This is a genomic window from Paenibacillus sp. SJS-P3 (assembly GCF_056711585.1).
The window spans coordinates 1,041,312-1,052,451 of the sequence record NZ_CM160043.1 but is presented as its reverse complement, the minus strand read 5'-3'; the positions used below and the strand labels follow the sequence as shown (position 1 = coordinate 1,052,451).

The window sequence follows — 11,140 nt, the reverse complement described above, 5'->3', positions numbered from 1 at the left end:
TTTTCTGGGCCAGGGCGAGAATGCCGCCCGTGGAGCCGCTCGGGTTGAGTTACGACGTCTGATCGGCATCGACCGGAAGAGCAGCTCCGGCCGCGCCCGTATTGCCGGCTACGAGATAATAGCCGTGGGCCTTGATCGTTCCCGACAGCTTTGTAATCGTACCGAATGCCGTCGAGGAGGAGCCTCCATACATCAGAGCCCATTGATTATTGAAGTTGATGTCTGTATCGGTCGTATTGTAAAGCTCGAAGAATTTCGTCTTGTAGAAGGCGCCGCTGTTGCCGCCGTTCAGATAAGCCTGGCTGATGACGACGTCGCCCGGCTTGTAGCCGAGCACACCGCCGGAGCCCTGGACTACGGCCATGGTCGTGTCGCTTTTCAGCTTGCCTTGCTCCTTGGCCGCGACGAGCACCTTCGTCTTGGAGGATGGATTGGAAAGAGTCATGGCAAAAGAGCCGTCCTGGCCTGCCGTTGCCGTACCCGCCTGCGTGCCGTCCTCGAACGCTGCTGTTACGGCGGAGCTGCCCGGCACGGAGCCTGCCGCCCCCGTAAGCGTCGTCGGATTGGCGAAGATGAGCTTGGCGGCATCAGGCGTCGCCGACTTGGCAGCCGATACCGCCGTTTTGGCGCTTTCCTGCTTGCCGCTTTCTTGGGCGGAAACCCATACTTTGCTCAAGCCGCCGGTCATATCGACCGCCGTGCCGAAGGAGCCGTCTCCGGCAGCCTGCAGCTTGATCTGTGGAGCGGATGCCGCTTCATTGTAGTAGACATATACATAAGTGCTTACCGTGACCGATCCGGGAGCTCCGGTCAGAACGCCCGTATCTGTCAGGCTGATTCCGGAGGCGGTCGGAGCGGCCGTAACCGGAACGCCCGGATCTCCGCCGATCGGGGTGCCGGTGATGCTGACAGCGGCAAGCTGGCTCGTTCCTCCAGACCCGATTGTGCCGTTATTTACAGAATCGGATGAAGCAACTGTCCAGCGGAGGTATACCTGCGGCTTGTCCGCCGCACCTGCAGGCAGCGGCACGCTCAGCGCACCTTTTACCCAATCGTTCGCGACCGTTACTGTGCCTTGCGGCACATCGGTCCACTGGCTGTTGTCGATGCTGTATTGAAGCTTGAAGTCTCTTGGTCCGGTATTCGATCCTTTTTGGAACGAGGACAAGGAGATATTGAAATAACCGCTCGTGCTGATGGAAGTCTGCCAATAGTTTCCTAAGGCCCATCCGCTCGCGGAAGCAACGTTTTTGATCGTTCCGGGGCCATTGACGCCGGTCGCACCGATCGCTGCACCCGTTACCTTGATCGGATTGGCGTTTTGCGGAAGGCCGCCGTCGCCGACAGGGATGACATAAGGCGTGCCGGAACTCATCGTCCCCGGCCAGTAAGCCAGCGTAACCGCGTCCGCCGCAGCGGCCCGCCCGATCCATCCCGGGACGGCCAAAGAAATCACCATCAGGACAGCAAGCGATCTCGCGAACCATTGACGCAGTTCTCTTGATATTCGCATTCAACTTTCCTCCATTTCGTTATTCAAGCCAGTGAATCCCAATAAGTAGATGAAAGAAAATTCGTCCAGGCTCCTCCTTATTTCCGAACATTGAACATTTGTAAAATATGAAATGGACGTTTTTTCATCGATAAATCCACTATAAAAGACCTATGTTTCTTTGTAAATAAGATCATTAGGACGAAAATATTTATATTGTGTAAAGAAATTTGTCGAACCGAGGTTAACAAATAGGAGCGTATGTCAAGTAAAGGATTCTAATTTTTCTGATTTCAACGAAAATAGAACACAGGTTGCTTTGCCGCGACGGTGCAGGACTGAAAAAAATTTGCCATGTTCGCTCCTCTCCAGCATCTTGATAGCGGAACGACAAGCATGTTGTCGCCAAAATACGGACATCGGAACGTAAAAAAGCCGGCTCCGGAGAGCCGGCCGGTTCAGGGTGATGTACCGGTCAGATTCATTTCTATCAAAAATAATGGCTATTTTGCTGCAACCGCCGATGCGGCGCTCTTCTTCGAGGCCGTCCAGTAGATCAGATAGACAACAAGGAAAAGGCCCATGACTCCAGCTGAAAAACGATACATCGCCGCATAGCCGAGCGCAGATGCAGCCGCTCCTAGCACCATCGAGCCGCATGCGACGCCGAAATCGGTGGAATTATAAAACAGGCTGTTCGCCGAAGCATGCCGCTCGCGGGGAGTCGAACGCAGCATCCATGCTTGCGCCGATGGCTGTATGGAACCGAAGCCGAGTCCATACAGCAAAGCCGATACGATCAGCAGCCCCATATGCTGGGAGTAGGACAGGAGAGTCAAGCTCGCCATAAGGACGACGGCTCCGGGAATAAGAACGACGGCCGGCCCGTGCCGGTCGAACAGCCGCCCCGAGATCGGCCGCACCAGCAGCACGGTCACCGCATTGAACAGGAAGAACAAGCCTACGTTCGCCAGATGGCGCTCCTCGCCGAAGAGAACGATGTAGCCGAGCACGGATCCGTACGTAACGGCCATGAGCGCATTGAGCGCGGCCGGCATCCAGATGCTTCCGGAGCGCCGCTCGGCAGCCGGAGGATCTGCAGCTGCGGACAGCGCAGGCTTGGCAGTGGACGGCAGGGGCGGAATCGCCCGGAGAGCCAGCAGCAGCGGAATGATAAGCAGCGCGGCAGCGCCTCCGGTCAGCGAAAGCGCTCCGAATCCAAAGGAGCCCATGATGGACAGCCCGATCATCGGGCCGAGCGACATGGCGATGCTGGTGGACAGGCCGAAATAACCGACGCCCTCGCCAAGCCGGGACGGGGGAATGATCTGCGTCACGATCGTCGGCAGCACCGTGCTCGCCATCCCAAATCCGATTCCGAACAGGACCCTCAGCAGCAGCAGCATTCCGATGCTGGCAGCTTCGCCGTACAGCGCGGTCGATGCTGCGGCCAAGCCGAGGCCGATGAACAGAATCGTGTTCCGGCCTACGCGCCTCAGCAGCCATGCCGTACCGAAGCGGGAGGCGATCGCTGCCAGGGCGAACAGGCTCGTCACCAGGCTGATGACGAAGGAGCCTGGATCGAACGTGTCTTTCACATAGGACGGCAAAGGCGAGAGCAGCATCTGAAGGCTGAGGAACAGCAGGAAAGCTCCAAGCGTAAGAACAATAAAGGAGCGGGTCCATAATCGGCCCGCGTTGCCGGCATCTTTTGTCATCAGGTTACCTCCAGTTGTGAATTCGCGTTGCGGATAAGCTGACGGATCAAGCGGCGCAGCATCTCCTGCTCCTCGGCCCGCATCCCTGCCGTGATCCCGGCAACCGCTTCCGCCTCTACGGAAACCGTCTCGTCGATGAGGCGGCGGCCTGCCTCGCTCGCATGGATCCTCAAGGAACGGCGGTCCCTGTCGTCCGGACGTCTCTCGATCAGGCCCTTGGCTTCGAGATTTTCCAGAATCCGAGTCGTCGTCGGCTTATCCTTGGCGGACCAATCGGCCAGCTCCTTCTGAATGAGCCCTTCCCGCTCGCAGACGCGGAACAGCATCGACCACTGCTCGCTGGTGATCTCCCAAGGCTTCAGCCGCTGCTGCAGGAGAAGGCTGATTCTGCGATAAGCGACCCCCATCAGAAAGCCGACGGACTGATCCAATTGTCCTGCTTCTTGCTTGTCATTGAATGCCGCATCCGACATATAAAACCTCCGCCCGCAAGTAGTTGTTATGACAACTATATGCTTGCCATTCGCTTCTGTCAATCTTCAGTCTTTCATTTTGAATGCCGATTATTCATGGTAAAATGAAGGAATCCAGCTTACAGCAAGCCATTCCGGGAGATGCTTCCTTGTCCAGAACAAAGGTGAAAATCAGCTGGGGACCCGTCCTGCTTGCCGCCATCGCCGCTTGCGTCATCGGATATTCCCTGCTCAAAAACTACATCTTCGATCCCCGCGCCGACTTTTTCCTTGGCGTCAAAACCGGCCTGAATCAGGTCGTGCCTGTACCCTCATGGCTGGGAGCCATGCGCGTGCATGTCGCTTTCGCCTGTCTGGCGGCAGCCTCGGGAGCTCTCAACTTCTCTTCCCGGCTGCGCCGGCGCAGCGTCAAGCTGCATCGCGCCAACGGATATGCCTACTTGATCTCGATTCTAGCCGTATCCCTGACCTCGGGTTACCTTGCGCCTTACGCGACCGGAGGGAAATGGGCGAGCGTTCCGTTCAACCTGCTCAACATCGCCTGGCCCGCGCTGGCCGTCATCTCCATCCGCCATGCCCGTCAAGGCCGGTACATGGCGCACCGGGAGTGGATGCTGCGCAGCTATGTCTTCTGCTTCACCAATTCCTGCATCCATTTTTTCGCCTTCGTTCTCTATCGCGGAGCAGGTCTTCCCTACGAGGCCAGCTACATCGCCGGCGTATATGCCGCCATCGCCTTTCTTGCGGCGGCTGCGGAGCTCTTCATCCGGCTCCGGCGATCCTCCGTCAACGGCGGCGCCTTGCCCGGAGCCTAGCGAGACGAAGAAGCCGGAACGCCCATGGCGCTCCGGCTTTTTCGTCTATAGCCATGTTGACTGCATCCCGCTACGCGGAAAGGTCGAGCTCTATCCATCGATGCGCTTGACTGCACAATCAGCGTGTACACGCGTTCTTCCGTCGGAATGTCAGGCTCTTGCGGCCCATGCCGCCGCCTGGGCGATCAGCCTGCGGTATTCGGGATGCTGGAACGACTGCCGGTGATGTCCAGGCATCAAATAGACCACCTTGCCAAGGCCGAATTCATGCGCCCACACAGCTGGCCAGCTGCTGCCCTCGTGGCTGTATTCCATCAAGATTTGGGCCGGACCTATCGGATCCATCGTGAAGCGGTATGGCTCCTCGTCCATCGAAAATGTCCGGATTCCCTGCATGACGGGATGAGCCTCCGCATCCCGCTTCACCGAAAACTCCAGCGGACCGTAATCGGGGTGGCCGGTGAAATGGGCGCCGATCAACTGAGCCAGCTCGGGGTCCGCCTGCAGCGAGATGCCGTTATGGACGACAAGCAGCCCCCCGCCCCCGCTGACGTACCTGAGCAGCGCCGCCACTTGCCCGCGGGACTTCTTCACCCGCCAGAGATCGGAATAGGAGATCAGCAGGTCATAGCCTGCCAGCCCTTCCGTCGACAGGCAGCCGTAATCCTCCGTCGCCTCCACTTGCATATCCGCCAACATTCCGCGCAGCTCCTGCTCAGCCGGTTCCAGCGGATGATAGGCCGCATGGGTCTGATCGCCGAGCAGCAGCGCCTTTGCCGATCTGGTCATCGGATCGCCTCCCGTTCTTTTTTTGCCGGACACGCCCGGCTCCATCAAGTCCAGCTCATCTCGCGCCCGGCGTAATCCCGGAAATCAGGATGCTTGCGCTCTTCCTGATCTTCCAGATAGCGCTGGATCGTAACCGCGATCTGCTCCGCCGCTTCCGCCGTCGTAAGATCGCCTTCCGTGCTGAGGACTCCGCCCATGTAACTCTTCATCCATCCCGGGTGAAGCACAAGCACCTTGCCGCCATGTCCCTTGAGCTCGTTATGGACGATGTTGGACTGGATGTTGAGAGCGGCCTTCGACATGCAGTATCCGTACCAGCCTTCGCGCCAGGCTTGATTGATCTGGCCGGCCTCCGATGAGATGTTCACCACAAGCTTGTCCGCTCCCTTCAGCAGCAGGCCGCTCAGTGCCTGGACGATCCGCAGCGGACCAACCGCGTTGACAGCGTACATCCGGTTCAGATGCTCGTAATTGATGTCGCCGAAAATGGACCCTTCCTTGTCGCCGCTGATGCCGGCATTGTTGACGATCAGATCGAGGCTCTCCGTCTTCCCGGATACGGCCGCCGCGGCCTTCTCTATGCTGGCGGGATCCGAGACGTCCAATTCCAGGACATGAAGACGGTCCCTCCGTCCTTCCGGAACGCCGTCCAGCGCCTCCCAATCCGGCATATACCGTCCGGCGAACACCGTGTATCCCCTTTCAAGAAGCTCCAGCGTCAGATCGAAGCCGAGCCCTCTGTCCGCTCCGGTTACAAAGGCATGTTTCATTTTCGCATTCCTCCTTGTCCCTTCATCTTACCTGCGTCGGGCGGACAGCGCCATCCATAATATTCCTCTAAGGATGCCGCTCTCCCGACGGCTTTCTCGTCTATCTCCTGTGCTCTCCGCCCTTTTCAGCCGAATAAGACGACTTTCTCGGCTATCTCCTGCGCTCTCAGCCCTTTTCAGCCGAATAAGACGACTTTCTCGGCTATCTCCTGCGCTCTCAGCCCTTTTCAGCCGAATAAGACGATTTTCTCGTCTATCTCCTGCGCTCTCCGCCCTTTTCAGCCGAATAAGACGACTTTCTCGGCTATCTCCTGTGCTCTCCGCCCTTTTCAGCCGAATAAGACGGCTTTCTCGTCTATCTCCTGTGCTCTCCGCCCTTTTCAGCCGAATTAGACGTTTATTCCGGCTATCTCAGGCGCTCTTCTCTCTTCATTCTGTCCACGATTCCGTTCCGTCCGCCTTAACGGGCGCCTCGCCGCAGCGGCAGCCAATCCAGCACATCCCGGATCGCGGCGTCCCAGTAGCTCCATTCATGGCCGGCATCCGCCGTCTCCACATAGGTCAGATCGATGCGGCTCTCGAACTGGGCGCGGAAATCGCGGTTCAGCCCGATATTGAAGTCGCTCGTCCCGCAGCCCTGATAAAACCTCGGCAACCGCGTGCCCGCAGCCAGATGCTGCTCCAGCACATGGGCCAAGTCGTCCGGGCTGCCGTCATACTCCTCCGCCGAGCCGAAGGTCAGCATCGCCATCCGCAGCACGGCTGCGCTGGCGATCGGCGACTCTCCGGTCAGCCGCGTCCGCTGGCTGAGGCTGCCGGACAGGCTCGCCACGGCGGCGAACCGCTCCGGACAACGGATGCCGAGCTTGAACGCGCCGTATCCGCCCATCGACAAGCCGGCAGCGAACGTATCCTCCCTCCGGTCCGACAGGCGGAAAAGGCTGCCCGCTACTGCCGGCAGCTCCTCGGACAGGAAAGCAAAGTAAGGCAGCCCCATTTTCTGATCGGAATAGAAGCTCAAATGGACCGAGGGCATAATGACGGCGATGCCCTTCTCCTGCGCATAACGCTCGATCGAGGTGAACCGCTGCCAGTTCGTATGGTTGTCCGTCGCTCCGTGCAGCAGATAGAGCACCGGATAGGGAGGGCCCTGCTCCAGCCCGCCCTTCGTTCCGATCGACGATGCCTGCTGCGGAATGACAGCGGTGAATGAGCTGGACAAGCTCAGCGTTTCAGAAAAAAATTCGATTTGGGCCAGCGGCATGCGCTTCGCCTCCTCTGATTAATATGATCTGTGCGCGGCAGCATCTCCTCCAAACGAAAATCAGCCCCCGGCCAAAAGCTCCAGGGGCTGGTTCGTTCTCGTCAGCCTTTCACGGAGCCGATCAAGGCCCCTTTCACGAAATGCTTCTGCAGGAAAGGATATACAGCCAGAATCGGAGCGCTGGACACGAGGATGGACGCCATCTTGACAGTGAACGGATTGACCTGCTGCTGGACGGCGACCGAGATTCCGGCCTGGGAGATCGCCTGCGACGTGTTGCTGATCAGGTCCTTGAGCACCATTTGCAGCTGCCACATATCCTTCTCCGTCGCATACAGCACGGAGGAGAAGAAGTCGTTCCAGTAGCCGACTGCGATGAACAGGCTGACCGTCGCCAGCACCGGCTTGGAGAGCGGCAGCACGATCTGGAAGAACACTGTCAGGTCGTTCGCCCCGTCGATTTTGGCCGCCTCCTCCAGCTCGTCGGGAATGCCCCGGAAAAAGCTGATCATGACGAATATGTTCCAGGCGCCGATCGCGCCGGGCAGGATGAACGCGCCGTACGAATCGATCAGGCCGAGCATTTTGATGAGCAGGTAAGAGGGCACCAGCCCGCCGCTGAACAGCATCGTGAACAGGATGAGCAGAGAGAAGAACTTGCCGCCGCGCAGCCGCTTCTTGGAGACGGCATACGCCATCCCCGCGGAGAAGAACGTGCCGACGAGCGTGCCGGCGACCGTCGTGATGATCGTCACCTTGAAGCCTGACAAGATCGAGACATTCTGGAATACCGCCTGGTATGCGGTCGACGAGAAGCCGGCAGGCAGGAGGAACAGGCCCCCGCTCGCCGTCAGATCCGGATCGCTGACCGAAGCCATGACCATATACCAGAACGGATAGATCATCAGCGCCATCAGCAGGATGAAAAAGGTGATGTTGGCGACATTGAAGGCGCGTTCGCCTCTAGATATCGGCGTCATGGCCGATTCCTCCTTACCATAGGCCTTCCTGGCCGCTTTTTTTGACGATCGTGTTCACGCTCAGAATCAAGGTCATCGCGACCGCCGACTTGAACAGGCCCGCAGCTGTCGCGTAGCTGTAGTTCGCTTCCTGGATGCCGACCCGGTACACGTACGTGTCGATAATGTCCGCGACATCGTAGACGAGCGGGCTGTACAGGAGGAAAATCTGCTGGAAGCCGGCCTCCAGAATGTTGGCGAGGCTCAGGATGAGCAGAATGAGGATGACCGGGCGGATCGCCGGCAGCGTGACATGCCAAGTCTGCTTGAGCTTGCTGGCGCCGTCGATGCGGGCCGCCTCGTACAGATCCGCGTTGACGCCGGCGATTGCAGCCAAGTAGATGATCGTGCCCCAGCCGACTTCCTTGTAGACGTCGCTGATGACGAGCACGGAGCGGAAGTACCGCACGTCGCCGAGGAAGTCGATCGGCCTGCCGCCGAAGTTCTGGATGATCATATTGATCAGGCCGTCGACCGGATTGAGGAACGTAATGAGGATGCCCGAGAAAATGACCCAGGAGATGAAATGCGGCAAATAGACGACCGACTGGGCGAAGCGCTTGAACAGCTTGCTCCGCAGCTCGTTCAGCAGCAGCGCCAGCACGATCGGCAGCGTGAAGGACGCAGCCAGCTTGTAGAGGCTGATGATGATCGTGTTGCCCAGGATCTCCCCGAAGTCCGGGGAGTGGAACAGGCGGGTGAACTGGTCGAAGCCGACCCATTCGCTGCCGGAGATGCCTTTGTAGATGTTGTACTCCTGGAACGCGATGACGACGCCGTACATGGGCATGTACTTGAACACCAGCACCAGCAGCAACCCCGGCAGCAGCAGCAGGTACAGATACCGGTCCCGCGCGATATCCTTCAGCAACGAGCCGCGGGCCGCCCGCATCCGCTCGCCGGCCAAGACGGCCGGTTTCGTAACAGCCATGAGGCGCTCCTCCTTCCGTGCGGCTTATTTATAAGGCGTGATGTTCTCTTCATACCATTTGTCGTACTCGACGCGCTCGGTCTGCTCCTTGTCGAACATTCCCGCCGCTTCCTCGTCGACCTTCTTGCCGCCGAGCTTCTCGTACTGGGCCGGCCACTTGTCGAAGGCATCCAGCGGCGTCTTGCCGGTGATGATGCCCCAGAACAGCTCGTCGCGCACCTTCTTGATGTCAGCCGAGTAGCGGTCCCACTCCGGACGCTCGATCGCCTTGAAGACGACGATCTTGTCGCGCATCGGCTGGGAGGTGGCGATCTTGTCCTCGAACATCTTGGTCACCTCCGGCGTGTTCTTGATGTTCGCCGCGTCCTTGCGCTGGATATACCAGCCGAAGTTGCCGAATCCCAGCTTGCTTCCTTCCTCCGGCTGGATCGTCGGCGTGAAGATGCCGCTCTCCATCTTGTAATGCTCGCCTTCGTTGCCGAAGGTGATCTTCTTGAACACTTCCGGCGTCGCCATCGTGTTCAGCACCTGGACGGCGCTGTCCACGTCCGTCGCGTCCGTCACGACCAGGTAGCACCAGCCGATGCCGGGATCGGGCAGGTCGGAGCTGAAGCCGTCCGGCCCTTTCATCGGAGGGACGGAGATGAATTCGCCCGTCGGATTGAGCTTCTTGAAGCTCATGTTGACGGAGTTGCCCGGGTTGAAATAATCGACCCAGCGGTAGAACGAGCCGACCTTGCCGGAGGCGAAGATGTCGTTGACCTTGCTGTCGTCGTTGTTGGCGCTCGTCGTCATGCGCGGATCCATGACGCCTTCCTTATACAGCTTGTTCAGCAGCCCCAGCACATCCTTGACCTTCGGATCCAGCGCGCCGAACTTGATGGAGCCGTCCGGCTGCTTGACGAAGTTCTCGACATCAAGACCGTTCGCGTAGAAGAACGGAGCCAGGGAACGGTAATAGTTGTCGCCGGAAATGCCGTAGGTGTCCTTCTTGCCGTTGCCGTCCGGATCTCCGTTCGCGAATGCCCGGATCACCTCGACGTATTCGTCCAGCGTCGTCGGCACCTGCAGCCCGAGCTTGTCGAGCCAGTCCTTGCGCAGAATCGTCGTCATATAGCTTGCTTCCGGCACGTCGCCGGGAATGCGGAAGATCTTGCCGCTCTTGTCCCAGTGGTAGAACAGCGTTTCCTTGCGGTAGTAATCCAGGATTTCCTTGCCGTATTTCTGCAGGGAAGGAGTCACGTCCTGTGCGATGCCGGCATCGACCCATTTCGCGTATTCCTTCGTGTCGCCCGTCCACAGGATGCCGGGACGCGTGTCCTTGGCGCTCATGAGCAGATTGATTTTCGTGTTCAGCTCGGACCAGTCGGGCAGAAAGATCGGCTGTACATCGACCGGCCGCCCCATGCTTTTCGCGAGCTCTTCCTCCAGAGCCTTCTCCGCCCAGGAATCCGGGGTTTTAGGACCGGCCATGAGCGCCATCTTGATCTTATACGGCTCCTTGGAGGCTTCCTTCGCGCCGCCGCCCGAATTCGAAGCTGCGGTGTTGGCCGCTCCGCTGTTGCCGGCCGCGGAATCGCCGTTTCCGTTCCCGCCGGAGCAGGCCGTCGTGAGCACGGCCATGGCCAGAGATACCGAGAGAAGCATTGTCGTCCTTTTCATGCTTGTTTCCCCCATTTAGATGTGATGGTCTTGCCCTTGCAACACAATCGGTCCGAACCAGCCGGCGGAAGATTTATCCTCCACTGGATATGAACACGCTTTCAATTACAGGTTGATTATAAGCCGCTTCCATTCTTCTTGTAAACAACAAATTTAAATTTTATATAAATTGTTTCATTTTGTTTATACTTTGATTTTGCCTATTGA

10 protein-coding genes are annotated in these 11,140 nt (G+C 58.4%); 1 reads left to right on the top strand and 9 read right to left on the bottom strand.

Annotation, left to right across the window (positions count from 1 at the left end; translation table 11 throughout):
- Nucleotides 1-49: 49 nt before the first annotated feature.
- From AC06G8_RS04770 to AC06G8_RS04760, 3 genes are all read right to left on the bottom strand, one after another.
- Nucleotides 50-1,513 (bottom strand): lamin tail domain-containing protein, encoded by a 1,464-nt coding sequence (locus tag AC06G8_RS04770; RefSeq protein WP_480284561.1) that lies wholly within the window; start codon nucleotides 1,511-1,513, stop codon nucleotides 50-52.
- A gap of 482 nt (nucleotides 1,514-1,995) precedes the next feature.
- A complete protein-coding gene (locus tag AC06G8_RS04765; RefSeq protein ID WP_480284560.1) occupies nucleotides 1,996-3,210 on the bottom strand; it encodes an MFS transporter in 1,215 nt (404 codons plus the stop codon).
- Nucleotides 3,210-3,683, bottom strand: a complete 474-nt coding sequence (locus tag AC06G8_RS04760; protein ID WP_480284559.1) for a MarR family winged helix-turn-helix transcriptional regulator — start codon at nucleotides 3,681-3,683, stop codon at nucleotides 3,210-3,212. The genes AC06G8_RS04765 and AC06G8_RS04760 overlap by 1 nt, the downstream gene beginning before the upstream one ends.
- A 149-nt stretch (nucleotides 3,684-3,832) precedes the next feature.
- Between AC06G8_RS04760 and AC06G8_RS04755 the strand changes: the two genes are divergently transcribed.
- Entirely contained in the window at nucleotides 3,833-4,498 is a 666-nt protein-coding gene (locus AC06G8_RS04755; protein WP_480284558.1) for a DUF2306 domain-containing protein, read from the top strand.
- A gap of 150 nt (nucleotides 4,499-4,648) precedes the next feature.
- Here the strand turns inward: AC06G8_RS04755 and AC06G8_RS04750 are convergent, their stop codons facing one another.
- The 6 genes from AC06G8_RS04750 to AC06G8_RS04725 all read right to left on the bottom strand — a co-directional run bounded on the left by AC06G8_RS04750 (nucleotide 4,649) and on the right by AC06G8_RS04725 (nucleotide 10,933).
- The gene (locus tag AC06G8_RS04750) at nucleotides 4,649-5,287 is read right to left on the bottom strand and encodes a ThuA domain-containing protein (RefSeq protein WP_480284557.1); all 639 of its coding nucleotides are present in this window, start codon (nucleotides 5,285-5,287) and stop codon (nucleotides 4,649-4,651) included.
- A 44-nt stretch (nucleotides 5,288-5,331) separates the two neighbouring features.
- Complete coding sequence (locus AC06G8_RS04745) at nucleotides 5,332-6,057, bottom strand: SDR family oxidoreductase (RefSeq protein WP_480284556.1); 726 nt, start codon at nucleotides 6,055-6,057, stop codon at nucleotides 5,332-5,334.
- Between the two features lie 460 nt (nucleotides 6,058-6,517).
- Nucleotides 6,518-7,321, bottom strand: coding sequence for an alpha/beta hydrolase (locus AC06G8_RS04740; RefSeq protein ID WP_480284555.1), 804 nt, complete (start codon nucleotides 7,319-7,321; stop codon nucleotides 6,518-6,520).
- A 101-nt stretch (nucleotides 7,322-7,422) separates the two neighbouring features.
- Nucleotides 7,423-8,301 (bottom strand): carbohydrate ABC transporter permease, encoded by an 879-nt coding sequence (locus tag AC06G8_RS04735; RefSeq protein WP_480284554.1) that lies wholly within the window; start codon nucleotides 8,299-8,301, stop codon nucleotides 7,423-7,425.
- Between the two features lie 13 nt (nucleotides 8,302-8,314).
- Nucleotides 8,315-9,271: an ABC transporter permease gene (locus AC06G8_RS04730; protein WP_480284553.1), complete on the bottom strand. Its 957-nt coding sequence runs from the start codon at nucleotides 9,269-9,271 to the stop codon at nucleotides 8,315-8,317.
- Between the two features lie 24 nt (nucleotides 9,272-9,295).
- The gene (locus AC06G8_RS04725) at nucleotides 9,296-10,933 is read right to left on the bottom strand and encodes a type 2 periplasmic-binding domain-containing protein (RefSeq protein WP_480284552.1); all 1,638 of its coding nucleotides are present in this window, start codon (nucleotides 10,931-10,933) and stop codon (nucleotides 9,296-9,298) included.
- Between the last annotated feature and the right edge of the window lie 207 nt (nucleotides 10,934-11,140).

What these genes read in the sequence shown, in the direction of transcription:
- AC06G8_RS04770 (WP_480284561.1), bottom strand. Translation starts at nt 1,513, where the DNA reads ATGCGAATATCAAGAGAACTGCGTCAATGGTTCGCGAGATCGCTTGCT.
- AC06G8_RS04765 (WP_480284560.1), bottom strand. Translation starts at nt 3,210, where the DNA reads ATGACAAAAGATGCCGGCAACGCGGGCCGATTATGGACCCGCTCCTTT.
- AC06G8_RS04760 (WP_480284559.1), bottom strand. Translation starts at nt 3,683, where the DNA reads ATGTCGGATGCGGCATTCAATGACAAGCAAGAAGCAGGACAATTGGAT.
- AC06G8_RS04750 (WP_480284557.1), bottom strand. Translation starts at nt 5,287, where the DNA reads ATGACCAGATCGGCAAAGGCGCTGCTGCTCGGCGATCAGACCCATGCG.
- AC06G8_RS04745 (WP_480284556.1), bottom strand. Translation starts at nt 6,057, where the DNA reads ATGAAACATGCCTTTGTAACCGGAGCGGACAGAGGGCTCGGCTTCGAT.
- AC06G8_RS04740 (WP_480284555.1), bottom strand. Translation starts at nt 7,321, where the DNA reads ATGCCGCTGGCCCAAATCGAATTTTTTTCTGAAACGCTGAGCTTGTCC.
- AC06G8_RS04735 (WP_480284554.1), bottom strand. Translation starts at nt 8,301, where the DNA reads ATGACGCCGATATCTAGAGGCGAACGCGCCTTCAATGTCGCCAACATC.
- AC06G8_RS04730 (WP_480284553.1), bottom strand. Translation starts at nt 9,271, where the DNA reads ATGGCTGTTACGAAACCGGCCGTCTTGGCCGGCGAGCGGATGCGGGCG.
- AC06G8_RS04725 (WP_480284552.1), bottom strand. Translation starts at nt 10,933, where the DNA reads ATGAAAAGGACGACAATGCTTCTCTCGGTATCTCTGGCCATGGCCGTG.